This is a genomic window from Haloarcula sp. H-GB5 (assembly GCF_054850705.1).
Genome location: NZ_JBTWBG010000004.1, coordinates 133058 through 158764, shown reverse-complemented (window position 1 = coordinate 158764; position 25707 = coordinate 133058). Strand labels below are relative to the sequence as shown.

Here is a 25707-nt window from a genome sequence, read left to right as displayed (position 1 = left end):
CGCTGTCTTCCCGCGTTGTAAGAATTGACGGCGTGTTACTTGTCTGCTGCTCTGCTAGTCAGCATATGACCCTCGTTGTCCCGTTCGACGGTTCCGAACTAGCCGAGGCAGCACTCGTCCGGGCGACGGAGTTCGGCACTGTCTTCGAAGAGGATGTGCTGGCCGTCAGTGTCATCCGGAACGGCAATGCCAAGTACGCTCGGGAACACGACTGGATCGGGCCGAACGAGGACTTCGATCTGGAGACGGTCGTCACCTCACTGCATGAACAGGTGATGGACCTGTGTCCGAGTTCGGATTTCCGACATACAGTCGTAGATCGATACGCGCCGGCTGGGGCTGTAGCGAAAGCCATCCGCAAAATGGCCAAGAGAGAAGACGCCTCAATGGTATTCATCGGAAGCGAAAACGCCGGTCATCTCGTTACAAGCATCAGCAGTGTTGGCGGGTCGATTGCCTCGGACGATGCCTACGACGTTGTCATCGTTCGACATCGAAACCCGTCCAAGATCGCCAAGCTCAGGAACACGTCCCCGCACAGACAGCCGAAATCCGATTTTTATCTCCCGGAATAAGAACGACAGTCGTTCAGCAAAACAAGTATTGAAAACAGAAGCGCGTCTTTGGACGCTTTTTCTCCGAATATTTCGCACTCTGTCTCACCGATTGAGACCTGTGGTATCGTTCACTTAGCAAAGCGTGGGTCCCACGTATGCAAATACGCGCTGTCCAACGGATTGATAACCGGTGCAGCTATCACGGCGCGACTTCCTGACCGCGGCGGGCGCGGGGACGGTCGGCGCACTCGCTCTCGGTGAGTCGCTCCATCTCGTAACTGACACCCGCCCGGACGATGTCAGCGGGGCTCTCGAAGATCTTACCTCGGCACTGCCACGGGTGGCCGTCGAACAGAAGGAGTCCGGGCTGTGGGCGCTACAGATATCCAAGACCGTTCCTGACCCAGCCGAAGACGTGACCTGCTAACCGAGGTTGAACGCCCGGGTTGCCAGACATTCCCGGTTCGCTTTTCCCTATCAACTAAGCGGTGTGGCTGGTTCGAGATGATATATGACTCTCCGCACCGATGGGAAGGGTGCTTCTCTACCGTCGCTCGATTGACGCTCCGGTGTTGCAAAACACCGAAGTTATTTATATTCACTTCGTAAATATGCAACAAAATGTACACTGAGGCAGAGCTTCGGGCGCTGGAAGCCCTGCAAGGAAAGTCGACAGTTTCGGGACTCGCCGAGGAACTAAACCGGAGTCGTAGTTACGTGTCCGAACTCGCTACCCGGATGGAGTCGAAGGGACTGGTTCACACCAGCCGTGAGGGAAAGCAAAAGCAGATCAATCGGTCAGATGCCCGAGCCATAGAACTGTTCGACGGTTTCGTCCAACAGTACACCCACATCCCGTTTCCCGAATTGCTCGGCGGCGCAGCGCTACGGATTCTGTACTGCCTGCAGTCGCCGGCGAGTGCCAGCCAACTCGCGGAACAAGCCGGCGTTCATCGAAGCACGGTACATCGGTCGTTGTCCCCGTTGGAGAACCGCGGGATGATATACAAGTCGGACGGAAAGTACAGGCTCAACGACGACTTCGAGGAGCTATCTACCGTGGCCCATGAGTTTGCGCATTTGCGGCACAGACACCGCATCGAGGACCACACGGAGTCGTTCACAATTCTCTGGGAATCGCTGGACGAGTTTCTCGTCCAGACCCGCACCGATATCGAGGAAGATGCGTTCCACCTGACGGGGCCGGAATTGTTCCAAGCGTACGACCTCCCGTTGATGGCTCGTCAGCGTCGGTACTACCTGTACTCGGAGTCGATCGATGAGGTATCGCCGCGGGAGTTGTGTTGTCATATGCTTGTAATCGATGACGGAACGCGCTCGCAGTCCTACTGCCTCCTCGTGCTCAGCGAGACGGCAATCGACCGCGACGAAGTACTCCAAGCCGCGCAAAAGTACGAGGTCGACGAACAGGTGTCGACCCTCTTCGAATACCTCGATACTGAGGGAGAAAGTCGGTCGGGACGCCTTCCGCGGTGGGAGGAGTTCCGTGAGCTCGCCGACGAATACGGGGTGACAGTATGAGGCGGCGGTTCGACAGCGAGTACATCGAGTCTGAACTGCGACGGGTCGGCAGGCAAGTCGAAACTGAACTGACTGTCTATCTGATCGGCGGCGGTGCGATGTCGTTTCGTGGTCTCAAGAACGCCACTAAGGACATCGACCTCATCGTTAGCGGCGGCGACGAGCTTCGAGTGCTACAGGCAGTCTTGCTGGACAACGGGTACGACATCGTCAAAGAGCGCGGAGAGGAGTACGGCGACCTCGGAGCGCAGCGGATCCTCGAGAACGACGACGGGTGTCGTATCGACATTTTCAACCAACAGGTGATCGACAAGCTCGTCCTCTCGGAGGGGATGCGCCGGCGGAGCGAAACCTATCTCGACGCCGGGAGGCTGTCGGTCGCGCTGGTCAGTGCCGAGGACATCTTCCTGTTCAAGTCGGTCGCCGGGCGGACAGACGACATTGAGGACATGTTCGCCCTCGTGCAGACCGAACTCGATTTCGACGTTATCGAGGACGAACTGGAGCAGCAGATCGACTTGCTGGGACAGGAGCTGTTCGTCACCCACGCGAACCAGGCGCTACTGGAACTCGAAGAGCAGCACAACATCTCGACGCCCTTGGCCGAGCGGGTCTCCGAAATCACCGAACGCGTGTACCGGGAACTCGAAGTGTTGCAGGCCTTCGACGAGTCGATCTCCCGGGCAGAGTTGAAGGCCGCAGTCGACCTTTCTCCCGAGGACGTAGACGAGGCTCTCGAACATCTCGTAGCGAAGGATGTCGTCGCGATCGAAGACAACGAGATAGGTCGGAAGTCGACCACCCTTTGACAGGGCCGTCACCCTCGACGAGCGTGGCGCTGAACGGGTAGGCGCTTAGCAGCCCTCGGTGTTCTGAGGGCTCCAAAAGAGTATCATGTATCTGTGCCTCTATCTCGGCATCAGGTATAGAGTCGGAAACGAAGGAAACGTTTCGACCGTAGAACCGGTCCCTCTGTAGGAAGACGGATTTCGCGAGGACGACCACTGAGAGGTCGGACTCAAACTCCTTCCGTTCGTCAACACGCCGAGGCTCACCTGCTCTCGAGGAGTACGCACAGGCGGAACGAGAACGGATCGAGTCCTTCATCGAGGAGTACGAGCGCAAAGCCGACGCCGGCTCGGACATGGATATCGCAATCCGTGGCCAACAGGAGCGTCTCGAACAGCTCAAGCACAGAATCGAAACCCGTCGCGAAGAACCGACGGAAACAGACCTCCGTGATGCTGTCGAGCACGCTGGAGATGCAGTCGAATTTGTAGACCGCGTGGAGGCCAACACACAACTCCAAGCGACCTACGATGAGTATTCCGTCGTTGCCCGGCTTGATGACTCGCAGATTGTTGGTGATATCGACCGATTGCTTGTCACCCCCGGCAGCTACCGTATTATCGACTACAAAACGAACGACCTCTCGGAAGCCTCAAGTGCCGGATTGGCTGAACACTATCGCCCCCAGATGCTCGCCTACGCGCTAGCGCTCTTCCAGCACGACCGGAGCCGTATGTCTGTGCGTCTCTTCGATTCACTGATGCCGGTGTCGAGGAGCGATTCGACTGGGATCCAACCGAATACTCCCAGATAGAATCTGAGCTCAGTTCTATGGTTGAATTGGTTTCTGTGTGGGACTAGCCCAGAAGAGAAGTGCCACTCCCGATACAGCAGACGGGGTGGCAGTCAGTTTGGGAGTCGCTCCGGAATTTCCTCCGAAGGAGTATCGTAATTGCGACGTGCTCGCTGACAGTCGACTGGACATACCCCTTCCGAGAGCGTGTTCGTAGCCGTGCAGCAATCACAGAACCGATAGACTGCAAGCAGATATCACAACTGTTTTTGTTACCAACTGCGTACCGGTAGGTGGGTTCTGGTCCTCGCTCCATTTCCCCCTTGAATCCGATTCAGATCATCGATTGGCCCGAGTCCAGAACCTGTCGTCGTGGATGACGACTCTGAATGGTGCGTTGCACGCCACTCCCCCCGGCTGCCCACCATTCTTTTGCTGACCTGACGTGAGGAGATGCACCCCTCGTGACACGTATCCAGAAGTTCGTCCGCCGTCACTGCCGCGTCTTTCCAGCAGCGGTGCGGCTACAGATCGGTTCGAGTATAGCGTGGCTCTGGTGTAATACATCGTAAGTACACGTATACTATTGGTGCGAGCAGCACGGTTTGAGTGGATATCCAATTCGGTATTCAGGTCGCACTAACGACCCCGCTATCCATCCTTGCAGAATGGCCTGCCTTACGATGCTGAATCCGTCGATAGAAGCGCTCATAATACGGAGAAGGGGGAAACCAGGTTGGCAGACACTGGCGTTGGCCCCACTGGCTATATACACCCCAAACGTATAAGTTTTTTGATAATAATTATACAATATTATAGAATCAGTTGAGCGGATAATAATAGGCGACGGGAGGTGGCTGCTCGCCTACATTACTTTCTTGCGCAGATAGGCTGAGATGGCTTCGCTGATGAGCACAAGGCCCAGAATGGAGATGAGTATCGTCAGGACTGCTTCCCAATTGAAGTAGTTGATCTCTGTTTGTAGCGGGACACCGATCCCGCCTGCACCGACGAACCCGATGATCGTCGACGCTCTGACGTTGATATCCCATCGAAGCGTCGCGACGCTGATGAACGCCGGCTTGATCTGTGGAACGATACTGTAGATGAGTACATCAACGGGCGATGCCCCAGCTGCCGTGATCGCTTCGACAGACCCGCGGTCGATCTCCTCGATGGCTTCCGCGATCAGCTTTGCAGTGAACCCGATCGACCTGATCGAAATCGCCAGCACGCCAGCGAGGGCCCCAGGGCCGAAGATAACCACGAAGATCAGCGCCCAGATAATGACGTTGACCGAACGGGTAAACGAGATGATGAACTTCCCCAGCAGGTACGCCGGCTTGTTGGGTGCCGTGTTGCTGGCACCGAGGAATGCGACCGGGATCGCCATTACGATGGCCAGTGCCGTGCCGAGGATCGAGATATTGATCGTCTCGAGCAGCGGCCCGACAATCTTCCGGGAGTACCCTACATTGGGAGGATACATCCGACCGAAGAGGTCGGCCAGCTCACGCGGGGCAGTCACGGCGTAGCCGTAATTCACTTCCATGGCGCGCCAGGCTGCGACGAGAATGACGAGGCCAGCCAGTAGCCCAAAGAACCGGAGCAATCGCTCACGGCGATCGAACCGACTCCAGGAGTCAGTACTGTTTGACATTATTGTATCCGCCTCCGGGCGAGAGCGCTGACACCTTCACCGACCATGACAATCGCGACGATGACAGCGATGATCGCCATGCTGAATTGATAGTCGTACTTGTCGAAGGAGTTCAACAGCGTGATCCCGATACCACCCGCTCCGACAATCCCGACGACAGTGCTGTGACGGAGGTTGATATCGAGCCGGTAAATCGACAGCCCAATGATCCGCGGCATTACCTGTGGGAGGACGCCATAGAGATACGTCTGAACGGGCGTCCCGCCGACAGCAGTGATCGCCTCCATCTGGCCACGATCGATATCTTCGATCTCCTCGGCAAGGAGTTTCGCGAAGAAACCGATCGTTTTGAACGCGAGGGCAAGGACACCAGCGAGCGGACCGAATCCGACCGCTTTGACCATAATGATCGCAACAATGAGCTCGTGGAGCGAGCGCGTGACTGCAACGATGCTGCGACCGACGTAGTAAACTGGCTTCGGCGAGAGATTGTTGGAAGCCATGATGGCGACCGGCACGCTGACGATGATGCCGATTGTCGTGGCGACAATCGTCATCACGATACTCTCGACAATGCCCTGAATGAGCAGCTCCCGCTGGGACGGAGTGTACGCTGGTGGGAGCATACTCGTGACGAGTTCGACACCGGCTCCGATCCCTCGAACGAATCGGCTGGGGGAGATCCGAAGGTTCCAGAAGCTATACGCGAAGAACAACAAGATAAGCCCGTAGATGAGATACTTGACCTTCTTGTTGTAGAAGACTGTGGGGCGCTCCCAAGATCCTTCAACGGCCGATCCAGATTCAGCAGCCATATTGATTAGTCACCTCGTTCAGCAATGACGTCGTCAGAGTCGGTGCTGCTCCCCGCACTCGGCCCTTCGCGGTCCGCAATGGATTCACCACCGCGATATATTTTGTCTCTGGCTGCCTGATCTAGATCGTCAGGTGGGCCGTTAAAGACGATCTCACCGTCACTGAGTCCGATGATCCGGTCCGCGTAGTCGACCGCCAAATCGACTTCGTGGATGTTGATGATGATCGGGATATCGTCTTCGTGAGCGATGTCCGTCAGAAGGCTCATGACCTCCCGGGAGGTGTCGGGGTCCAGCGCGCTCGTCGGCTCGTCAGCGAGCAGTATCTTCGGCCGCTGAATGACGGCACGGGCGATACCAACCCGCTGTCGCTGGCCGCCGGAGAGTTCATCTGCACGGTTGTTCTCGACTCCCTCTAGATTCACCCGACTGAGGATCTCCCGTGCGCGCTTGATATCCTCTGGTGGGAAGTTCCGACGGAATGCGTTCCACGTACTGAGATAGCCAAGGCGACCGGAGAGTATGTTCTCCATCACCGTGAGGCGCTCGACGAGATTGAACTCCTGGAATATCATTCCCATATCGCGACGGACATCGCGAAGGGCTGATTTGTCCAGGCCAGTCACCTCTGTATCATCGAGCGAGACACGCCCGGCAGTTGGCTCGGTTAATCTGTTGATACTACGAACGAGCGTGCTTTTTCCGGCCCCGCTTGGCCCGATGATCGCAACGATCTCGTTACCACTGACTTCGAATGAGACACCTTTGAGTGCTTTATCACCGGAGTCGTACGTTTTTTCCAGATTATCTACAGTGAGCATTATTCGGTTCTCTTCTTAGCCTTCGATGTTATCGGTGTTGTACTTGATTTCGTTGTTCTCCTGAATCTGGAGGATGATATCGTAGGTCGTAGCGTAATCAATCTCCGTCCATTTTCCGCGACCACCGAAGACCTCCGCGATCTTGGTGTCCGAGTAGTCGTAATCGAGGAATGCCGCCCTGATGCCTTCCTGAATTTCTGGTTTTAGATTGTAGCGGTAACAGAAGCTCGTCGTGGGGAACGGATTGCTGGCCCAGACGACTTTGAGATTCGTCGGATCAATGTTGTCCGCCTCCGCAACACGCGTGACACAGGTGCTACAAACAGGGGCAGCATCGTAGTCGTCGTTTGCCACTCCGAGGATGCTCTGTTCGTGGCCGCCGGAATAGCTCACTTCGTAGTCTTCGCCTGGAGTGACACCCTGATTCGAGAACAGCGCACGGGGAGCGAGGTTTCCGGAGTTAGACGACGGTTCGGCGTGTGCGACACGTTTGCCCTTGATATCCTCAAGCGACGAGATGTCGTCGTTATCCGCCTGCGTGGCGAGCCACAGCCGATATCCGAAGTCACCCTCCTTCGAAATCTGGAGCGAGAACGGGACAGCACCGGCCAGATTCACAGCGAAAGGCGTTGGCCCAGTAGAGAAACCGGCGACGTGGAGGCGTTCGGATCGCATCGCCTCAATCTGGGACGCGTACGAGTTGAGGGGGAAGTACTTGACCGATTTCCCCGTTTCTTCGGCAATGTTGTCCATCAGCGGTCGCATCGTATCCCGGTAGACTGCCGGGTCCTCCGTTGGTGTCATCGCAAACGCGATGCGGTCCGGGTCAATCAGGTCGTCTTGATTATCCGGAGTACTCTGGACGGGGTTACCGTAGCGAGGCTTCTCGCGTTCCTTCATGTTTTTCAGGTCCTGCAGGGACCCCGTCTCGAACCCCGCCTCGATGAGCGTCTGCATCAGCTGCGGGAACTCCGGGTTGGCCGGATCGAACTCGGGATAGTTAGCACTCTGTCCGGAACTACCGTCACCGCTACTGGAACCGTCACTGCTATCAGTGCTGTCACCACCAGATGATTCGGTGTTCTGGCTACTCTCCTGAGAACAGCCTGCAACGCCCGCTGCAAGCGCAGTAGCGCCAATTTTCAACACAGATCGTCGGTCAACTGGGTTCTGTTTCATTGTCGACACAGACATGTGCGAAACCTGGGTTAAAAAGCATTTATGTCTAATTCTGACAAAAACTATAAGCCAATCAAGCCGAGTTTTAGACTCTCCTCGTATAGAAACTAGAGTTAGTATTAGAATAGCATATATGAGTGCTACTAGACACTAAGCAGTAATCGAGGGCGATCTTCGAATTCCGCAGGGGCTACGACAATATTCAAGCGAGCCTCAAGGCCAACACCTATTACCCATCAGTATATTTGTCTCCATATAGAATATAGTAGTATATAGACTATATAAAAATGACGGAACCACCGTTTGTAACATAAGATGACTGTAATGAGTGCAATCGCGAATACGGCTGTTTTCGGAGGTATAGAGGGGATAACTGTCGATACTGAGATACTCCACCTTTTTATAGCAGGTGCGCTGGGTATGCTGCTCGGGCTCGAACGAGAGTGGGCCAACAAGTCTGCGGGAATCCGCACGTTTACGTTGACCAGCCTGGTCGGCGCTGCCGCAATGTCGCTCAACGAGACAATCCTGCTTGCTTCGGGCGGGGCATTGGTACTCGTGCAAGGGGGGTTGCTCGGGATCAGGGGAATTGTCGCACAGTGGACCAGCGACGACGGTGAGTCGGAGTTCGGCCTGTCCCTGACAACTTCAACTTCACTACTTGTCGCGTACGCGGTCGGCATACTGGTTGGAGCCAATCACGTTCTGATCGGCGTCATTATTGGCATCACGTCGTCGTTCCTGCTAGTCCTTCGAAGGGAGCTACACGAGTTTGCACACCAGCTATCGCGAGAAGAAGTACGCAGCGCCGGTGAGTTTGCGATCATCTCGTTTGTCGTGTATCCGCTCCTGCCCGGCGGAACGTACGGACCATGGGATGCGATTGATCCGAAACTGGTCTGGATGCTCGTGATTGCGGTCAGTGGGATCGGGTTTGTCAACTATATCGTGATGCAGCGATACGGCAGCAAGGGGATCGCTGTAACTGGCTTCTTCGGTGGGCTAGTGAACTCTACCGCCGTAATCGGCGAAATCGCGGGCCGTGCAAAGAACAACACTGGGATCACAGAGCTCGCAGTGGGAACGATACTGATCGCTGATGCGGCGATGGCGGTCCGTAATTTGGCGATCATCGTTGCATTCGTCCCCGAGTCGGCTGTCAGTGTTGGACTTCCGCTGGGCCTGATCGCCATTAGTGGTGTCGGACTCGCATATTACGATAGCGACTGGGAGGGCGATCTGGAACTGGATTTCGACTCGCCGTTTAGCAGCGCGAACGCGCTGAAATTCGGACTTCTCTTCCTCACGGTCTTGGTTCTCACCGCCGGAGCACAGCGCATATTCGGAACAGCCGGATTCCTGATTACGAGCTTCCTCAGCGGAATCGTATCGAGCGGCACGACGACAACGACTGCAGTGACGCTGACATCGACTGGTCAAATATCGCCGGCAGTAGCGGCGCAGGGTGTGCTGGCCGGGACGCTCTCCAGTATCCTCGTGAAAATCGGGTTTGCAACGAGTATCAACCGCTCACTGCTAGCGCCGGTGGTGCGAAAGTCACTCTACTTGTCGCTGATCGGAATCGGTGGCGTGGTTATCAGCATCCAATTAGTATGAACGAACAGAGCTATCGGCGTGTTTCGAGGGTCGCCACGGTCCCTGCAGTGAAGAAAGCGCCTGTGATCTCGGCAGCAGCGGCTTCTGTGGAAGCATCACCGTTTGAGATGGAGGACACTAGATGACATACACCAGTGCAATTATCGACCTCGACGGTACAGTCTATCGCGGGGATTCGTTAGTCGAAAACGCTGCAGAGGGGGTACGGACAGTACGTAATGCGGGGCTCTCGACGCTGTTCGTCACAAATAAGCCGATTGATCGGCGTGAAAAGTATTGCGAGAAGCTGAACGCACTGGGCATCGATTGCAGCAGTGATGACATCATCACGTCCGCCACCGCATCAGCGGACTATCTATCCGCGCAGTATCCGGAGCGCGAAATCTACGTCATCGGCGAGGACGCCTTGGTTGCGGAGTTGCGCGCTGCTGGGCTGAAAACGACAACCGATCCAGAGCGAGCAGGCACCGTGATCGCATCACTTGATTTCGGTTTTGATTACCAGGTCCTACAGGATGCGCTAATCGCACTCACTGAAAACGACGCGGTTTTCGTTGCGACTAATCCGGACCGAACGTGTCCGGTAGATGGGGGTGAGATACCCGATGCAGCAGGGATGATCGGGGCAATAGAAGGAGTAGCTGGGCAGGAATTGGACCAGTTGATCGGCAAGCCGTCCAACGTAATCCTTCAGATGGCGCTGGAACGCCTCGGTAGTGAGCCGGAGCACTGTCTCATGATCGGTGATCGCCTCGGGACAGACATCAGAATGGGAAACCAGGCCGGGATGGAGACGGTACTGCCACTAACTGGCGTTACCAGTACGGCGGACTTAGCGGAGAGTGACGTGAGCGCTGACCACGTCGTGACCGACCTTTCAGAACTGGCAGCGATCGTAGAAAACGGACAGTAAGTCCGGAAAAGGTGGGAGTAACTGTTTCCAGCGGTCTCGATACCCCAAAAGTTCAGTCGAGCACGCCGGGGTAGTCAGCGATGATTCCGTCAACACCGGCCTCGACGAGTTTCTCCGCCTGATGCCATGTCGTTATCGTGTACGGGATTACCTTCCGACCTTCCTCGTGAGCGGTCTCGACCAGATCGATCTCGGCGAAATCCGGGTCTTCGAGGTAGTAGTCCTCGTTGAAGAAGGGCGTGTTCATGATCATATTGTACGGCGGCTGGATGTACTCCGCGTCCAGGTCACGGACGATAGAAAGACCGTCCTCGATCGAATCCCAGAGCAGGTACGCGATCGGAATACTGGAGTCCGCGTTTCGGACGGACTGCAGGGCGGCCTTCTGGAACGACTGAATGATAACGTCGTTTTCGTGATGAGAGAGGACTTCGAGTGCCTGTTCCGTGAACGGGTCCCAGGTCTCAACATCGGATTCCGACGCGTCATCGTCAGGAGAGACACCAGCGGCCTTCCACTCGATATCGAGCGGGATACTGTCCGGCGTCGCTTCGACGAACTCGTCTAATCGAGGGATCGTCTGACCACTGTCACGGATTTCAGCGTTCAGAACTGTCTGCGCATCGTTTTCCCAGACGTACCCGGATTCGTCTGTCAGGTCGTCTAGCTTATCGTCGTGGAAAACGACGATTTCGAAGTCCTCACCCTTCCAGGGTTTCCCGCCTGCAGGCACGATATCGCATTCCATCATATCGGTATTGTACTCGTGACTGCGAGGACCGCCGTACGCTGCCTGCTGAACTGCGGCGATGGTGTTTTGCGGGTACAGACCGCGGTAGCCACGGTGTGCAGCAAGGATCGGTGGGGAAGCGATAGGCGGTTCGGTACTGCTGTGATCGTTTTCCCTGCCAGCCGCAGTGCCCACAATGGACCCGAGTGCGGCAGCGGACGTACTCTTCAGCACGGTTCGACGGCATATGTCTGGTATTCGAACCATTCCGTGGCCTATTACCTACACAATCTATATATAACTATTGATCGGTAATATTGCTATATACTGTTCTGTTTTCTTGAGTTTATTCACACTTCAGAGCGACAGAACCGGCTGTTGGCTGAGAGTACATATTAGTATATAGTATAAATATTAGTAGAATCTCGGATGTAGTTATGCTGAAACGACAGACAGCACACGAGACGGACGGAGCTGTGCTTGCCGGTCCTGTCTCGCCAGTAGTACGGAGCGGATCTGCCGCGAAGTCACATAGTACTATCGACGGTACTGGTTACTTCGGGCGATTGCGCCGCCGCTGCGTGATAGATGGCTTCGCCCGTCTGTGGATCGAACAGGTGGAGCCGCTCGGTCTCAACTGTCAACGGAACTCGGTCACCCGGTTCGACGGCCGTTCGGGGTTCGGCATGTAGTTTGAACTCCTGATCGCCGGTCCGACACTCCAGCAGAAGGCTATCACCGAGCGGTTCGGTGACGGTTACCTCAGCGGGGAAGGAACTTCGGTCGGCCGAATCAGCTACCGAAAGGCTCTCGGGCCGAACGCCTAATAGCGCCTTCGCACCGGCGGCTGTTTCCAAGCCGTCGGCCTCTGGTAACGGGATACGGAACGTTGGGCCGACGGCCTCGTATTCGGTTCCGTTGCGAGTGATATCCACGGAGAGCATGTTCATCGCGGGATCGCCGATGAACTCCGCGACGAACCGAGTCTCAGGGTAGTCGTACAGCCGCTGTGGGCTGTCGACTTGCTGGATGCGACCGTCGTTCATTACCACCACCCGGTCACCAAGGGTCATCGCCTCTGTCTGGTCGTGTGTCACGTAGATGGTGGTGGTTTCGAATTCGCTGTGGAGTTTCGCCAGTTCGGCCCGCATCTTGATCCGGAGTTTGGCGTCGAGGTTCGACAGCGGTTCGTCCATGAGGAACACCTCCGGGTCCCGGACTAATGCGCGACCGAGTGCGACTCGCTGTCGTTCACCGCCGGATAGCTCGCCGGGCTTTCGGTCGAGCAGGTCGTCGATGTCGAGCACCGCTGTAGCTTCCTCCACCTGGCGGTCGATCTCCTCGTCGGTGAAGTCGCCGGCTGACTTCATGCCGAACGTGATGTTCCGGCGCGCGGTCATGTGTGGGTACAGCGCGTAGTTCTGGAACACCATCGCGACATCGCGGTCTTTCGGTTCGACGCCAGTGACTTCCTGATCGCCCATCTGAATCGTCCCCTCAGTGGCCTGCTCTAGCCCGGCGATCAGCCGAAGTGTGGTGCTTTTCCCACAGCCACTCGGCCCGACCACAGTCACGAACGCGCCGTCCGGGATCTGGAGGTCGATATTTTTCACCGCGACGACACCATCGAATTCTTTCCGTACGTCCTGTAGGGTTACGTCAGTCATTGCTCTCCTCTCATTTTTGTTGGATCGTAAACGTCTCTAGCAGCTGTCGTCGGAACAGCACCAGCAGCGCCAGCGGTGGCAACAGGGTCAGTATCGACCCGGTCATCACCATGGACCAAGCGACTTCCCCAGTGCTGGCCTGTCCTCGAAGCAGATTCAAGCCGACCTGTGCGACCTGCAGGCTTTCTGCATTGATGATCACCAGCGGCCAGAGGTACTGGTTCCACGTGTAAACGAACATGATCACCGACACGCCCACGAGAACGGCACGGGACATCGGAATCAGGACAGACCACAGGAACCGCAATGGACCGACACCGTCGACCTTCGCCGTCTCAACGAGCGATGCTGGAATCGACAGGAAGTGCTGACGAAGGATGAACACGGTCGTCGCGCTGGCCAGATACGGGACTGTGATCGCGAAGAAGGTGTTGTTCATACCGAGTTCAGTCGTCAGGCGATACAGCGGCACAAACCTGACCGGAACCGGGAGCAAGAGAGTAAAGAGAATAAACAGGAACACCGCGTTCTTGTACGGGAACCGGTAGTAGACGATCACTAACGCGGCCAGCAGTGACACTATCAGCTTTCCGACGACGACGGCAACAGACATCACGAAGGAGTTCAGCATGAACCGCCAGAATTCGAGGCCCATGAGCGCACGCCGGTAGTTCGACAGTGCGTGGCCGCCGGGTACCAGATCGCCAATTGAGGTAACGATCCCGGCCCGCTTCGTCGAGACAAGCGCCGCGATCAACACTGGCAGTACGATCAGGAACACGACGGTCGCTGCGAGCACGTGTAGCGTGAGCTGCTCCGTCTCGAACCGCCGGATGCGTTCACTGGTAGTTCGTCCCGCGGACTGGGAGCGCTCAACAGCGGCAGTCAACGCAGTAAGGAGTGAGCCGAGCATGTTATCCTCCGTAGTAGGCGTATTTGTCACTCAAGCGGAACTGACCGTACATCAACAGCCCGACAGCGATGAACAGCACAACGGACTTCGCCGAGGCGAATCCAAACTCGTAGAACTGGAAGGCGGTCCGGTAGAGGTCATAAATGAGGATATTTGTCGCACCGGCGGGCCCACCTTTCGTCATGAGATCGACCATCGGGAACGTCCCGAAAAAGCCGTATATCGTGTTCATGATGACCAGAAACACAAGCGTCGGCGAGATGATCGGGACGTACACGCGGAGCAGTCGCTGCGTTCGAGAGACGCCGTCGAGTTCGGCGGTCTCAGTCAGCGACTCGGGGACGTTACCGAGCGCGGCTGTCATGAAGATGACGTTGTACCCGACCTGTTTCCACACTGCCGCGATCAGCACGACGATGAACGCCTGCGGACCGTTGCTGAACCAGTTGACATCGACGCCGAGGGCCTCGATATAGCTCGTGAAGATACCGATGTTCGGGTGAGCGATGAACAGGAACACCAGCCCGGCGACAGCCGGCGGCAGTGCGTACGGCCAGATAACCGCCACCAGATACACTCCCTTCCCAACATTGATCTCATGGATAAGAAAGGAGACACACAGGGCAACGGCCATCACGCCGACGACGACACACGTCGCGAACAGTACCGAGATAAGCACGCTCCGGAGATACTCCGAAGAGCCGGCTAACCGTCTGTAGTTCTCAAGCCCGACAAACACGTCACCTCGGGCAAGCGAAGCCCGGTAAAAACTGAGTCCGACCGCACGGACCGTCGGGTAGTAGAGGAACACCAGCGACACAACCATCGTCGGTAGCAGCAACACGCCGGCCTGCAGACGGTCTGTGAAGACTTCGCGCGTGGACATTAGCTGTAGTATCGGTTAAGCTGTTCTTCGACGGCCGATTTCAGCTCGGAGAGCCCCTCGTCGACACCGACCTCGCCGCTGAACAGCTCGACTGACTTATCCTGAATTGTCGTCTGAACCTGTCGAGCCGGGCCGATGAGCATCCGCTTTGTCGCCGGCGTGTTCTCGGCCTGGGTCAACTGGTCGAACGCGGTTCGGTACATCGGGTTCTCGCTGAACCAGCCGTCGGTTTCGAGTTGCTCGACAGCACTCTGTCGGATCGGGTAGTAGCCAGTCCCCTTGTGCCAGGTGATCTGTGACGCCGGCCGGCCCATGAATTCGAGGAAGCTGCCGATGTCGTCCTGGCGGTCCTGTGGCAGTCCGGAGGGGACGAACCACGAAGCCCCGCCGATAACTGGCCCAGTCCGGTCGCCGTCAATCGTCGGATAGAACGCGTTGTCTACCTCGAACCCGTTTTCCTCCGCGCCGGATCGGATACCAGTGACAGACGCCGTCGAGGTCATCAACATAGCGGCTTTCTCGGTAAGGAATGTGGACGTTGCTTCCCCCCAAGCCTCGATTCCAGGGTTGCTGAACAGGCCGTTGTCAGCCATTTCGTGCCACCACTCATACAGGGACCGGGCCGTCTCGGTGTCAGTTTGCATCGTCGTCGGCTGGCCGGCATGGCCGTTCTCAGCGTCGAGTAGCGTCTGCCCGTCGACGGAGTAGAAATGCTCGACGAACCAGACGTGGTTCGGCCAGGTGATCCCGGCGTCGGTAACGCCTTCGTCGACAAGCGTCTGTGAGTAGCTCCGCACTTCTTCGAGTGTCGTCGGTGGGCTGTCCGGGTCAAGCCCGGCTTCCTCGAACGCCGACCGGTTGTAATAGAGGATGGCGTTGGAGTTGTTGAACGGCATCGATGTGAGCGTGTCATCGATGGTGAAAAACGAGGTCACGTTCGGCAGGAAGTCATCGACCGGGTAGTCGTCGGACAGCAGGTTCTCGACGGGCTCGACCGCATCCGTATCGAGGACCTGCTGGGCGAACAGACTGTCGATCTGGAAGACATCGGGGACTTCACCGGAATCGAGTGCGCTCAGCGTGTTCGTCAGAACTCCCTCGTAGGAGTCCTGAAAAACGAGGTTGGCTTCGATGCCAGTCTCGGACTGGAACTGGTCGACCAGCCCCTGCAGCGTCTCGCCGTTAGTCCCACCCATGGCATGCCAGATAGTGAGGCTGTCCTCGTCGACCGGCCGAACACTGGCACCGCTGCTACTGCTACACCCGGCCAGACCCACGGTCCCAACCGTGAGTGCAGTCCCCGATGCTTTCAGAACCGACCGCCGTGATACATGGTCGTACCCGCCACCACTGTGAACCATATCTGGAGCCAGCAATGCATGAAAGATGAATGATTATAATTGCTCTCTATACTGTCCAATATGTATACAAAGATCTTGTGACAGAACAGTAGGCGCTGTCAGTTGCGGGGGCTCGTGAATGGCCGTCGGCCCTGAAATGCACTGTGGGAGTTTCCGCCCGGTCACGCCATATCGGAGGGGAGCGAATTGCGGCCGCTCCGCCAGCAGACGATATTTGATAACGGCTGGCACTATTCGGCATATGCTGAACCACCCGTTAATTGTGTTATCCGCTTATCCGTCGACGTGACACTGTTCGACGAAACTACACTCAATGAGTTGTCGTTAGACAACCGAGTCGGCCTCGCACCGATGACACGTGTGAGCGCCACTGACGACGGTCGTGCTACCGCGGAGATGGCACAGTACTATCAGCGGTTCGCCGAAGGCGGCTTCTCGTTTCTCATTACGGAGGGGGCGTATCCTGACGACGCATACAGCCAGGGGTATCTGAACCAGCCCGGACTGGTAACCGACACGCAGGCAGCGGCCTGGGAACAGGTTACCGAGGCGGTCCACGACGCTGGTGTCCCGATTTTCGCCCAGCTGATGCACGCCGGGGCGCAGAGTCAGGGGAATCCACATGTCGACGGGGACAAGACGATCGCCCCGTCGGCGGTGCAACCGGAGGGGCAAAAGGCCGAAGCCTACGGCGGGAGCGGTGAATTCCCTACGCCCAAAGCAGCCACGGTCGATGAGCTAGCCGATATCCGTGACTCGTTCGTCAACTCGGCACAAAACGCCATCGACGCGGGGTTCGACGGTATCGAAATCCACGGTGCGAACGGGTACCTGCTTCACGAATTCCTCTCGGCAGAGTTCAATCAGCGTGACGACGAGTACGGCGGTAAGCCCGCAAACCGGGTGCGCTATCCGCGTGAGGTTGTCGCCGCGATTGACGAGGCGACACCCGCCGATTTCGTCGTTGGCATCCGTATCTCACAGTCGACCGCCCTTGACGAGACCCACCAGTGGCCCGAAGGCGAGGACGCCGCAGCGGTGTTTTTCGATGAACTGTCGGCGGCTGGTGCCGACTATATCCACGTTACTGAACCCGATGCGACCACGCCAGCGTTTGGCGACGACGGACCGACGCTGGCCGAAGCCGCGGCTAAGTACGCCGACGATGAGACGGTCATCATCGACAACGGCGGGCTTGGCACGCCTGACGCGGCACGCGAGAAGGTCGATGCCGGTGCCGATCTAGTAACGCTGGCGAGGAGCGCACTCGCTAATCCGGACTGGCCTGATAAAGTCGAAGCCGGCGAAGAACTGACCGCGTTTGACCCTGCTGAGTTCCTCGCTCCGTCCGCTTCACTCTCCGAGCATGAGGTGCAGAAAGAGGGTGCCTCGGCAGACGATTGAGCGGATTGCTGTAACTGTGTACCGGTACGGCCGCATGGTGTGGCGCGGTCGATACCGAACCGAGTCCCAGTAGTTACTTTGAGACAGTCTTCTCTCACTTTCAGAGAGACGGATCGCTCAGTACCGCGGTCATAGCTGTTAGGGCCACGTATCTGAAAGCAGCGCCGTCAAGAAAACAGCCGTTCCCAGAGCACCGAACACCAGCCCAGTAGTCGGATAGGGAAAGACTCCTTCGAAGAGTACGACCAGAAACAGGCCGACGAGAGGCAACTGCACGCCAAGAAGCTCCGCCTCTCTCTTCTCCATATCGCTTCGTCTCTACCAGCCGATAGAAGATGGTGTGTAGTTCGATAGATGAAATGTTCAGATAAAGTGAAAATGAGAACGACTAACTAGGAACGTTGCGACGTGGGAGGTACAGATGCCAGAGCCAGTCATCGCGTCGGTTGGGGCTTCAACGCTCGGCCGCACAGACCTTCCGGGCCGGGACCTGTTCTCGGTCGCCCTTGCAGAGGCGTTCGACGAATTACCCGACCCCGCCGACATCGTCGAGGCGGTGTACGTCGGCAACCAGTCGGAGACCTACGAACACCAGATTATGCAGGGGACGCTGCTGGCCGAGTGGGCCGGCCTCCGTCACGTCCCCGCAGAGCGAGTCGAAGGGTGTGCCGCCGCGGGCGCGCTCGCGCTGCGTCATGCAGTCAAGGACGTCCGCAACGGAGAACACGAAGCAGTGCTCGCGTGTGGCGTCGAGAAGATGACGTCCGCAGGCACCAGCGGCGCGACGGACGCACTCTCGGCGGCGTTCGACCGCGCCATCGAGCAACGTTCTGGCATCACTGCACCCAGCCAGTACGCACTGCTCGCCCAGCGGTACCTCCACGAGACCGACGCCACGGAACGTGATCTTGCCGAGATTGCAGTGAAGAACCACGCCAACGCCGCTCGCAATCCCCGGGCGCAGTTCCCGAAAGAGATCGACGTGGCGACCGTGCTGGAATCGGACCCCGTCGCTCCGCCGCTGAAGCTCTACGACTGTGCGCCGGTCGGGGACGGTGCCGCCGCCGTTCTTGTGACGACCGCCGAGATGGCGGCAGATCTCGACCAGCCGCAGGTGCACGTCGCGGGCAGCGGGGCCTCCGCGAACAACATCGCGGTCGCCGAGCGGGACATGACCGACATCGCGGGCGCCCGCATTGCCGCCGAGACGGCCTACGAAGAAGCAGGCATCGACGCCGAGGCCGTCGACATCGCGGAGGTCCACGACGCATTCACCGTCTGTGAGGCGCTCCTCGCGGAAGCGGCTGGCTTCGCTCCCACAGGAACGGGCTATCAGAGCTACCAGCCGCCAGCGGAGCGGGCTGACGGCTGGACGGACGTGCAGTTGAGCCCGAGCGGCGGACTGAAGGCCCGCGGTCACCCCATCGGTGCGACCGGACTCTTGCAGGCGCTCGAAGCCTACGAACAACTCACGGGAGCCGCAGGCGACCGGGCAGTCGAGGATGCCGAGACAGCCCTGTTGCTCAACGAGGGGGGCGTCGCGGATGCGGTTACCGTTGGCCACGTGCTCACGACGGCGGAGGCACAATGACTGACGGCGACCTCGATGCCGGCGGAAGCACAATGTCTGACAGCGACCTCGATGCGACCGACCCGCGGACACTACCGGGATTCTTCGATGCGCTCGCCGATGGTGAACTCTTGGGCGGGGTCTGTGTGGACTGTGGACAGGTCCTGTTGCCGCCGCGACCGGCCTGCTACGCCTGTGGTAGCCGCGCCGTTGACGTCGAACCGCAGTCCCCCGAGGGCCAAATCTTCTCGTACACGGAGGTCCACACGCCGCCGCCGGCGTTCGCAGCGGACGCGCCCTACACGGTTGCCGTCGTGGAACTCGCGGACGGTGGCCGCCTGCTTGGGCGAGTCACCGCCGACTACGCCGATGTTACTATCGGCGACGCGGTCGAACTCACGGTACGAGAGCCGACGGCCACAGAGCGTGAGGTCGCACTCGACTACGAGAGCGACTGGCCAGTCCACGTCTTCGAACCACGGTGAGGGGCGGGCCGACTCTCTGACTCGACTGGGAGTTGTGGATGACCTGGCCCAGCGCCTGTAACAGGAATGGGTGCACACCCCCACCCCACTGGTTCCGCTGTTAGGAGATAAATAGACGGCACCACCCCCATGGGAGGGGGTGCTTTGCTATTTTGTGATAACGGTCTGCGGGTATTGTTCTCCGCCGATATACTTGAAGTTATTCACTAGCTCTAGAAATGTTGAGGCTGTGATCTGGATAGGTCACCACCAACTTTCAGTGCTAACAGCGGAAGCAGTGGGGTGGGGGTAGGGGTCGAGAAAGGGGTATTCCAAGATACTCGATCTGTTCAGACTGGAGAAACAGCGTGCTCCCGCAGCCCATGTCCGTTCTTATTGAACTAACAGCGGAAGTGGTGGGGTGGGTGTGTCGACCTACCGCTGAAATCCCACTAAATCTCGCTGTCTAACCACTTGAGGTTACTCGATCTTGTCCCTCGAGGAGGGCCTTTCTCTGCTACCGTGCTAACAGCGGAAGTGGTGGGGTAGGGGAGTAGGAGGGTCACTATCCCATTTCTCATCTAACAGCGGAACCGGTGGGGTGGGGGTGTGGTCAGTCAGGTGTGTCCCTCCCATCTAACAGCGGAAGTGGCGGGGTCGTTTATTTATATACTCAACCGAACAGCGGAAGCAGCGGAACCAAAGGTTAAGACACTCGGTGTTGCAACTACACACAAATGAGCGATATTACGTTTTCGCCCACCTCCACAATATTCGAACAACGCGAGGCACTACTCGAAGAGTGGACCCCTGAGGAGCTCGTCGGACGTGACGAGGAACTCCAGCAGTATCACGCTGCTCTCCAGCCAGTCATCAACAACGAAACCCCGTCGAACATCTTTCTGTACGGGAAAAGCGGTGTCGGGAAGACTGCTGCCACTCGATACCTTCTCTCCGCTCTGGAACGCGATGCAGCAGATGTCGACGGACTGGACCTCAGTACGGTCGAAGTCAACTGCGATGGACTCAATTCGAGCTATCAGGCCGCGGTCGCAATCGTCAACACACTTCGTGACCCAGCGAATCAAATCTCAAACACCGGATATCCACAGGCTTCGGTGTATCAATTCCTCTTCGACGCACTCGATGATCTGGGCGGAACGGTACTCATCGTTCTCGACGAAGTCGATCACATCGAGGACGATTCGCTGCTGTACAAGCTTCCCCGTGCCAGATCGAACGGTGATATCTCCGAAGCGAAACTGGGCGTCATCGGCATCTCAAACGATCTCGACTTTCGCAACCAACTGTCCTCGAAAGTCCGGTCGAGTCTCTGTGAAAAGGAAGTGTCCTTCTCGGCGTACAACGCCAACGAGCTTCAACTCGTTCTGAAACAGCGTGAGGCCGTCGCGTTTCAGGACGATGTCCTCGATGACGGTGTCATAGAAATGTGTGCTGCGTACGGCGCGAAAGACTCCGGGGATGCCCGCCAGGCGCTTGACCTCCTCCTTGAGGCCGGAGACCTTGCTCGGGAGTACGACGATGAACTCGTAACGGAACATCACGTGCGCGAAGCCCGGCAACGGCTTCAAACCGACCAAGTCGTTGAAGGTATCCGTAACTACTCCGATCACGGCCAACTCGTTCTCTATGCGCTCACCGGACTCGCCGAAGACGACGACACCCCGGCCCGGACACGAGACATTCTGGGCGCGTATCAGGAGTTAGCACGTGATGAGGGACTGGATCCGGTTTCAGAGCGTTCGGTCCGTGACTATCTCGGTGAACTCACACAACTCGGCATTGTGTCCTCAGCGGAGTACAACCGAGGGAAAGGCGGTGGCAAGTACAAAGAATTCGAGTTAGAGCAATCCATCAGCTCGATCAAAACAGGGCTGTCAGAACTCCTGAAAAAAAGCCCGTAACCCCACTGGTTCCGCTGTTAGCCACCCCACTGGTTCCGCTGTTAGACGGAGAGCAGAAATAGACTATCGGCGCAATTCCGGACCACGAGCGACAAGCCACTGAGAGCTAGCGAATGCGGGGCCTGTCCGATACCGATGACGTACTCTGACTGTCGGCAACGCTGAGCGGTTCGTTCCGACGTGTTCTATCGAACCGCTGTTTGTGGGCTTCTCGGCACTTCGGGCGTTCGCAGGCAACTTCCACGGCGTTCAAACGCGGTTTGTCGGGCCCAGGTGGCGTCGGCACAGCAAATCACAGGACGACGACAGCGATGCCGGCGGCGGCGACGATTCCAAGAGCGACCGTCACTCGCCGGCCCAGTTTGACTGTCCCCAGTAGCCACGCGAGTCCGGCCTTCGTGAGCGTGTTCGCGATAGCGCCGATGACGATGCCGGTAGTCGCTACTTCGGGAGAGATCTCACCGTCAGCTTCGAGTGCGCTCAGCGTAAGCGTGATCGCATCGACGTCAGCGAGTCCCGAGAGAAACGCAGTTGCATAGATGCCCGAATCGCCGAACCAGGTATTCGCGGACTGGGACACGAGGAGCACGATTGCGAAAACAGCGCCGAAAAACAGTGCCGGTCGGAGACGAAACGGGTTCTTGAGATCGGTCTCGACCGCGGACTCTGTCGTCGATTGCCAGTAGACGATGCTGGCGATAAGCACGCCAACACCAGTCATCACTCCGAGCGGAGCGACGACGCGAGGGAGTAAGGCTGGGTTGACGACAGCGACTTCGACGAGTGCACGCGGGAACATGACGATCGATGCGACGACAATCGAGAACGACCCGATCTTGTAGAGATCCGGAGCTTCACTGATTCGCTCGGCCATCGAGACCGTCGTCGCAGTCGAAGAGACGAACCCGCCGAGGATTCCCGTGAGGGCGATCCCCCGTTTGGCTCCGACAACTCGGCTCAAGATGTAGGCAACGAAGCTCAGGCCGGTGACAAAGCCGACCATCAGCCAGATGAATCGCGGATTGAGACCGTACAGGGCATCGAGTTCACGATCAGGCAAGATTGGCAGCACGACCAACACGACGAGGATAAATTTCAGGGAGGCACGTCGTTCCCGCTCGTCGATCTGGTCGACGAAACTGTGGATCGTCGGTTTTGCAGACAGGAGGACAGTGACGCTCCCGCCGAGAATGATCGCGAAGAGCGTCCCGCGTTCGGAGGACACTGCCAACGCACCGAGGAGGACAGTGAGCAAGGCAGCGGTCACCGTCGTGAGTCCGATATCCCCTTCAGTTAGAACTTTCCCGGCATACGCGACGGTTAGGGGGACTGCAATAGCGAGGACAGTGACGGGCAAGAGAGTCGGAAAGAACGCCTGGACGGTTGCGCCGACGAGGACAAACATCGGAAACGTCCGGCTGCCCGCGAACGTGCCCCCAGATTTCGCCTGTTCCCGTTCCAGTCCGATAAGAGCGCCAATACCGAATGCAACGAGGAAACGAAGGAAAAGCGAGTCGATAATTTCGACCAACCTCTGGGATTTCACTTCTCCAAGTTGTCAAACTTCGGGTGTGAGAGTCGGCATCAGTCGCCTGCTGTAGTTGCTACGGGTCCGTACTCGGTTTTCCCTGATGACCGGAGCACGCGCGAGCCATTCCGGATAAGCCGACCACACCTGTTTCGCCACCTGCATTCCGACCCTCGGTCGGATCACTGTCCGTTCTTTTGGAGACTCGGTGAGTCAGGAGTTACGACTCGATGTTGATGAGATAGACGAGGAGAAAGCTGGCTGCACCGGCAAGCGCGGGAATCTCGTACGGGCGGTCGTGGAACGTCAGAACCGCTGCGGCCACGATGAGCGCTCCGGCGACAACCGCGTATCCGAGATTCTGTTCACCCGTTCCGCGTCCATTGACTGGATCTGTACGGACGACCAGTTCGCCCCGTTCGAGCCGCGACAACGTTCGCTCGAACCGGGACGGGACCCGTGCCAGCGCGGGAAGCGACCGGCGCACGTCCGCCCACGTTTCCTCGATGATTGCGTCGAATTCACTCTCGATGAGGCCCTGTTCGACGAGGAACGAGCGCACAGCGGCGAGGAAATCGAACTCCGGATCGAGCTGTCGACAGACGCCCTCACCGACAGTCCCGACCCGAATGAGTAGCATCACGTCCGGCGGAATCCGAAACGGGAAATCGCGGAGCATCGTCGTTAACTCCGTAATGATCAGCCGCCAGGTGATCTCCGATCGACCTTCGAGGTTTTCGATGACGAGTTCGAGCACCCGGCCGACCTCGGCACGGTTGACGTGTGGTTCGAGGACATCGAGCGCAATGAGCGCGTCCACTAGGTCGTCCACGTCACGGCGAACGAGTGCCCGATAGAGGGCGATGATATCGCCCTGAACCGTCGGTGGCAGGCGTTCGCTCATGCCGAAATCGAAGAGTAACAGACGGCCGTCGTCTGTGACACCGAGGTTGCCTGGGTGGGGATCAGCGTGGAACACGCCGTCGACGAGACCCATCTCAAGGTACACATTGATGATCCGTGTCGCCATCTCGTGTGGTGTCACGTCGACATCGTCGAAGGCGCTGTCGTCGGTTATTTTCCGACCGGTCAGATACTCCATAGCTAACACACGTTCCGAGCACAGGTCTTCGTAGATGGCAGGGATGACGACTCGCTCATCGTCGTCGAAGTTCTCCCTGATATCTGCCATGATCGTCGCTTCACGGTCGAAATCCAACTCGTTCAGGATGATGTCCTCAAAATCGTCAGCCGCGTTTTCGATCGAATACTGCTGGCGTTCGGTAGCGAAGGGGCGAATCAGCGGAATCAGACCCCGGACCACCCGAAGGTCACGCGTAATCACGGGTTTCAATTCGGGACGTCGAACTTTCAGTGCGATTCGCTCACCCTGATAGTCTGCCGTATAGACGTACGCAAGCGACCCACCGGCGACCGGTTCGAGCGTCGACTGATCGAGTTTGTCGCCCAGTTCTTCCGCAACGACGTGCTTTGGATCTCCCCCTGCTCCCTCTGGAATTTCGTCCTGAAGCGTCCCGAAAACGTCGGCATACACCGGTGGAACGATATCTGGGCGTGTCGAGAGTACCTGCCCGACTTTGATGAAAGCCGGTCCGAGTTCGAGCATTGTATCCCGGATCTGCTCGGCTCGCTGCCGATGTTTCTCGTCTGGAACCTGTCGTCGTGAGCCAAACAGGACGAACCGCCGACGGTCACGGAGAAATGCCAGTGCAAAAGGTAGAAACCGGACGATAACGACCAGATACCGGCGAAACAATCCGTTCATCTATCGAAGCGACAAACGGCTGAGTGGCGTCAATTGGCAGTGCATACTCTGGCTTCGATCAAGTGTCATATATAACTGAAGGAAACATTATATTGTCTCGTATAAATCCACCTCTATTGAGACACCTTCGACACTAGTGATCCGTACGTTTCAGTTCACACAGGGGGCGATTCGAGCGATAAACTGTGCCCGGGATGTACGGGTCAGTGAAACGGTGGACTGACGACGGTACATATATGCCATTGGGACAAGAGGTTGCTAAGAACATCAGCAAAACAACTGAGGGCAGGTAATGTCGAGCCACTACATCACGTCAGCAGACCATCTCCCAGAGGAAGCACAGACAGAAACTACACTACAAATCACGGATGCCCAAACGAAACGTATTTTCGAGGCACGCGTCCGGATTGCCAAAGACCCCGATGCACTCACTGACCCGGAACCGCTAACAATCGTCGCTGGGCCACACGAGAGCGTCAGCGAGACCAGATACGTCGAATTGCTCGACGAGACTGATGCGACCGGTATCGATCAGGAGCTGGTGACCCATCTGGCGGCTGAACAGGAGACGGCGTCGAACATCCTCAACACTCGGTCCGACGATCTGAAGGTTCTCTTGCAGTATCTCGTCGAGACTGGCGAGTACGAGTCAACGTCTGATGCGCTTCGCGAGATCGCGTTCGACCACCTCGCCACAGAACGACCGGCCCTGCTTGACGCCTACGCGGAGGTCCGCCGCGAACTCGACGACGACCCACTGAGGCGCGTCCTCGAGAAACAGGAGTGA

The 25707-nt window shown here is 57.5% G+C and carries 23 protein-coding genes and 1 pseudogene; 12 read left to right on the top strand and 12 right to left on the bottom strand.

All coding sequences use genetic code 11. The features are described 5' to 3' along the window. Nucleotides 1-65 precede the first annotated feature (65 nt). From ACYJ11_RS18065 to ACYJ11_RS18045, 5 genes and pseudogenes are all read left to right on the top strand, one after another. Complete coding sequence (locus ACYJ11_RS18065; RefSeq protein WP_421643119.1) at nucleotides 66-575, top strand: universal stress protein; 510 nt, start codon at nucleotides 66-68, stop codon at nucleotides 573-575. Between the two features lie 172 nt (nucleotides 576-747). Beyond that, a complete protein-coding gene (locus tag ACYJ11_RS18060) occupies nucleotides 748-984 on the top strand; it encodes a twin-arginine translocation signal domain-containing protein (protein WP_188979714.1) in 237 nt (78 codons plus the stop codon). Nucleotides 985-1178: 194 nt separating this feature from the next. Then, nucleotides 1179-2099 carry a helix-turn-helix domain-containing protein gene (locus tag ACYJ11_RS18055; protein ID WP_461648847.1) on the top strand — a complete coding sequence of 307 codons (921 nt, stop codon included), beginning with the start codon at nucleotides 1179-1181 and terminating at the stop codon, nucleotides 2097-2099. Beyond that, nucleotides 2096-2908 (top strand): DUF6036 family nucleotidyltransferase, encoded by an 813-nt coding sequence (locus ACYJ11_RS18050; protein WP_461648846.1) that lies wholly within the window; start codon nucleotides 2096-2098, stop codon nucleotides 2906-2908. The genes ACYJ11_RS18055 and ACYJ11_RS18050 overlap by 4 nt, the downstream gene beginning before the upstream one ends. 251 nt (nucleotides 2909-3159) lie before the next feature. Further along, nucleotides 3160-3749: pseudogene (locus tag ACYJ11_RS18045) on the top strand (PD-(D/E)XK nuclease family protein); the annotation flags it as partial. A gap of 797 nt (nucleotides 3750-4546) precedes the next feature. Here the strand turns inward: ACYJ11_RS18045 and phnE (ACYJ11_RS18040) are convergent. Genes phnE (ACYJ11_RS18040) through phnD form a run of 4 tightly spaced genes read right to left on the bottom strand, consistent with a single transcriptional unit; the run spans nucleotide 4547 to nucleotide 8171 of the window. Continuing rightward, nucleotides 4547-5341 (bottom strand): phosphonate ABC transporter, permease protein PhnE, encoded by a 795-nt coding sequence (gene phnE / locus ACYJ11_RS18040; protein ID WP_005538798.1) that lies wholly within the window; start codon nucleotides 5339-5341, stop codon nucleotides 4547-4549. Beyond that, a complete protein-coding gene (phnE, locus tag ACYJ11_RS18035; protein WP_188979707.1) occupies nucleotides 5341-6156 on the bottom strand; it encodes a phosphonate ABC transporter, permease protein PhnE in 816 nt (271 codons plus the stop codon). The genes phnE (ACYJ11_RS18040) and phnE (ACYJ11_RS18035) overlap by 1 nt, the downstream gene beginning before the upstream one ends. Nucleotides 6157-6161: 5 nt before the next feature. Next, complete coding sequence (gene phnC, locus ACYJ11_RS18030; protein WP_188979705.1) at nucleotides 6162-6977, bottom strand: phosphonate ABC transporter ATP-binding protein; 816 nt, start codon at nucleotides 6975-6977, stop codon at nucleotides 6162-6164. Nucleotides 6978-6992: 15 nt separating this feature from the next. Next, a complete protein-coding gene (phnD, locus tag ACYJ11_RS18025) occupies nucleotides 6993-8171 on the bottom strand; it encodes a phosphate/phosphite/phosphonate ABC transporter substrate-binding protein (protein WP_461648845.1) in 1179 nt (392 codons plus the stop codon). A 300-nt stretch (nucleotides 8172-8471) separates the two neighbouring features. Between phnD and ACYJ11_RS18020 the strand changes: the two genes are divergently transcribed. Next, nucleotides 8472-9773: an MgtC/SapB family protein gene (locus ACYJ11_RS18020; protein ID WP_188853494.1), complete on the top strand. Its 1302-nt coding sequence runs from the start codon at nucleotides 8472-8474 to the stop codon at nucleotides 9771-9773. A 121-nt stretch (nucleotides 9774-9894) separates the two neighbouring features. Then, nucleotides 9895-10686 carry an HAD-IIA family hydrolase gene (locus ACYJ11_RS18015; protein WP_461648844.1) on the top strand — a complete coding sequence of 264 codons (792 nt, stop codon included), beginning with the start codon at nucleotides 9895-9897 and terminating at the stop codon, nucleotides 10684-10686. A gap of 52 nt (nucleotides 10687-10738) precedes the next feature. Here the strand turns inward: ACYJ11_RS18015 and ACYJ11_RS18010 are convergent, their stop codons facing one another. The 5 genes from ACYJ11_RS18010 to ACYJ11_RS17990 form a co-directional block, all read right to left on the bottom strand. Further along, nucleotides 10739-11683: a glycerophosphodiester phosphodiesterase gene (locus ACYJ11_RS18010; RefSeq protein WP_461648843.1), complete on the bottom strand. Its 945-nt coding sequence runs from the start codon at nucleotides 11681-11683 to the stop codon at nucleotides 10739-10741. A 260-nt stretch (nucleotides 11684-11943) separates the two neighbouring features. Continuing rightward, the gene (locus ACYJ11_RS18005; protein ID WP_461648842.1) at nucleotides 11944-13083 is read right to left on the bottom strand and encodes an ABC transporter ATP-binding protein; all 1140 of its coding nucleotides are present in this window, start codon (nucleotides 13081-13083) and stop codon (nucleotides 11944-11946) included. A gap of 10 nt (nucleotides 13084-13093) precedes the next feature. Next, a complete protein-coding gene (locus ACYJ11_RS18000; RefSeq protein ID WP_461648841.1) occupies nucleotides 13094-13996 on the bottom strand; it encodes a carbohydrate ABC transporter permease in 903 nt (300 codons plus the stop codon). A gap of 1 nt (nucleotide 13997) precedes the next feature. Then, nucleotides 13998-14882 (bottom strand): carbohydrate ABC transporter permease, encoded by an 885-nt coding sequence (locus tag ACYJ11_RS17995; RefSeq protein WP_461648840.1) that lies wholly within the window; start codon nucleotides 14880-14882, stop codon nucleotides 13998-14000. Further along, entirely contained in the window at nucleotides 14882-16078 is a 1197-nt protein-coding gene (locus ACYJ11_RS17990; protein WP_461648886.1) for an ABC transporter substrate-binding protein, read from the bottom strand. Before ACYJ11_RS17990 ends, ACYJ11_RS17995 begins: the two co-directional genes overlap by 1 nt. A 450-nt stretch (nucleotides 16079-16528) precedes the next feature. On the opposite strand from ACYJ11_RS17990, the gene ACYJ11_RS17985 reads away from it, so the two are divergent. Then, nucleotides 16529-17647 carry an oxidoreductase gene (locus ACYJ11_RS17985; RefSeq protein WP_461648839.1) on the top strand — a complete coding sequence of 373 codons (1119 nt, stop codon included), beginning with the start codon at nucleotides 16529-16531 and terminating at the stop codon, nucleotides 17645-17647. Nucleotides 17648-17785: 138 nt separating this feature from the next. Here ACYJ11_RS17985 and ACYJ11_RS17980 read toward each other — a convergent pair whose 3' ends face one another. Continuing rightward, nucleotides 17786-17953, bottom strand: coding sequence for a hypothetical protein (locus ACYJ11_RS17980; protein ID WP_160163373.1), 168 nt, complete (start codon nucleotides 17951-17953; stop codon nucleotides 17786-17788). A 115-nt stretch (nucleotides 17954-18068) separates the two neighbouring features. Here ACYJ11_RS17980 and ACYJ11_RS17975 point away from each other — a divergent pair, with 115 nt between their 5' ends. The 3 genes from ACYJ11_RS17975 (at nucleotide 18069) to ACYJ11_RS17965 (ending at nucleotide 21606) form a co-directional block, all read left to right on the top strand. Continuing rightward, nucleotides 18069-19238 carry a thiolase C-terminal domain-containing protein gene (locus tag ACYJ11_RS17975; RefSeq protein WP_461648838.1) on the top strand — a complete coding sequence of 390 codons (1170 nt, stop codon included), beginning with the start codon at nucleotides 18069-18071 and terminating at the stop codon, nucleotides 19236-19238. 32 nt (nucleotides 19239-19270) lie between these two features. Further along, nucleotides 19271-19702 carry a Zn-ribbon domain-containing OB-fold protein gene (locus ACYJ11_RS17970; RefSeq protein WP_049944183.1) on the top strand — a complete coding sequence of 144 codons (432 nt, stop codon included), beginning with the start codon at nucleotides 19271-19273 and terminating at the stop codon, nucleotides 19700-19702. Between the two features lie 716 nt (nucleotides 19703-20418). After that, nucleotides 20419-21606, top strand: a complete 1188-nt coding sequence (locus tag ACYJ11_RS17965; RefSeq protein WP_005538780.1) for an orc1/cdc6 family replication initiation protein — start codon at nucleotides 20419-20421, stop codon at nucleotides 21604-21606. A gap of 292 nt (nucleotides 21607-21898) precedes the next feature. Here the strand turns inward: ACYJ11_RS17965 and ACYJ11_RS17960 are convergent, their stop codons facing one another. Together ACYJ11_RS17960 and ACYJ11_RS17955 are read right to left on the bottom strand one after the other, a co-directional pair. After that, nucleotides 21899-23137, bottom strand: a complete 1239-nt coding sequence (locus ACYJ11_RS17960) for an MgtC/SapB family protein (RefSeq protein WP_461648837.1) — start codon at nucleotides 23135-23137, stop codon at nucleotides 21899-21901. Nucleotides 23138-23354: 217 nt separating this feature from the next. After that, complete coding sequence (locus tag ACYJ11_RS17955) at nucleotides 23355-24920, bottom strand: ABC1 kinase family protein (protein ID WP_461648836.1); 1566 nt, start codon at nucleotides 24918-24920, stop codon at nucleotides 23355-23357. Nucleotides 24921-25212: 292 nt separating this feature from the next. Here ACYJ11_RS17955 and ACYJ11_RS17950 point away from each other — a divergent pair, with 292 nt between their 5' ends. Continuing rightward, nucleotides 25213-25707: a ubiD operon protein gene (locus ACYJ11_RS17950; protein WP_188853500.1), complete on the top strand. Its 495-nt coding sequence runs from the start codon at nucleotides 25213-25215 to the stop codon at nucleotides 25705-25707.

Excerpts from the sequence above, each read along its gene's own strand:
- ACYJ11_RS17955 (WP_461648836.1), bottom strand. The coding sequence starts at position 24,920 with ATGAACGGATTGTTTCGCCGGTATCTGGTCGTTATCGTCCGGTTTCTA.
- ACYJ11_RS18015 (WP_461648844.1), top strand. The coding sequence starts at position 9,895 with ATGACATACACCAGTGCAATTATCGACCTCGACGGTACAGTCTATCGC.
- ACYJ11_RS17965 (WP_005538780.1), top strand. The coding sequence starts at position 20,419 with ATGAGCGATATTACGTTTTCGCCCACCTCCACAATATTCGAACAACGC.
- ACYJ11_RS17970 (WP_049944183.1), top strand. The coding sequence starts at position 19,271 with ATGTCTGACAGCGACCTCGATGCGACCGACCCGCGGACACTACCGGGA.
- phnE (WP_005538798.1), bottom strand. The coding sequence starts at position 5,341 with ATGTCAAACAGTACTGACTCCTGGAGTCGGTTCGATCGCCGTGAGCGA.
- ACYJ11_RS18055 (WP_461648847.1), top strand. The coding sequence starts at position 1,179 with ATGTACACTGAGGCAGAGCTTCGGGCGCTGGAAGCCCTGCAAGGAAAG.
- ACYJ11_RS18000 (WP_461648841.1), bottom strand. The coding sequence starts at position 13,996 with ATGCTCGGCTCACTCCTTACTGCGTTGACTGCCGCTGTTGAGCGCTCC.
- ACYJ11_RS18005 (WP_461648842.1), bottom strand. The coding sequence starts at position 13,083 with ATGACTGACGTAACCCTACAGGACGTACGGAAAGAATTCGATGGTGTC.
- ACYJ11_RS17975 (WP_461648838.1), top strand. The coding sequence starts at position 18,069 with ATGCCAGAGCCAGTCATCGCGTCGGTTGGGGCTTCAACGCTCGGCCGC.
- ACYJ11_RS17950 (WP_188853500.1), top strand. The coding sequence starts at position 25,213 with ATGTCGAGCCACTACATCACGTCAGCAGACCATCTCCCAGAGGAAGCA.
- ACYJ11_RS18020 (WP_188853494.1), top strand. The coding sequence starts at position 8,472 with ATGACTGTAATGAGTGCAATCGCGAATACGGCTGTTTTCGGAGGTATA.
- ACYJ11_RS17990 (WP_461648886.1), bottom strand. The coding sequence starts at position 16,078 with ATGGGTGGGACTAACGGCGAGACGCTGCAGGGGCTGGTCGACCAGTTC.
- ACYJ11_RS17995 (WP_461648840.1), bottom strand. The coding sequence starts at position 14,882 with ATGTCCACGCGCGAAGTCTTCACAGACCGTCTGCAGGCCGGCGTGTTG.
- phnE (WP_188979707.1), bottom strand. The coding sequence starts at position 6,156 with ATGGCTGCTGAATCTGGATCGGCCGTTGAAGGATCTTGGGAGCGCCCC.
- ACYJ11_RS17980 (WP_160163373.1), bottom strand. The coding sequence starts at position 17,953 with ATGGAGAAGAGAGAGGCGGAGCTTCTTGGCGTGCAGTTGCCTCTCGTC.
- ACYJ11_RS18065 (WP_421643119.1), top strand. The coding sequence starts at position 66 with ATGACCCTCGTTGTCCCGTTCGACGGTTCCGAACTAGCCGAGGCAGCA.
- ACYJ11_RS18010 (WP_461648843.1), bottom strand. The coding sequence starts at position 11,683 with ATGGTTCGAATACCAGACATATGCCGTCGAACCGTGCTGAAGAGTACG.
- phnD (WP_461648845.1), bottom strand. The coding sequence starts at position 8,171 with ATGTCTGTGTCGACAATGAAACAGAACCCAGTTGACCGACGATCTGTG.
- ACYJ11_RS18050 (WP_461648846.1), top strand. The coding sequence starts at position 2,096 with ATGAGGCGGCGGTTCGACAGCGAGTACATCGAGTCTGAACTGCGACGG.
- phnC (WP_188979705.1), bottom strand. The coding sequence starts at position 6,977 with ATGCTCACTGTAGATAATCTGGAAAAAACGTACGACTCCGGTGATAAA.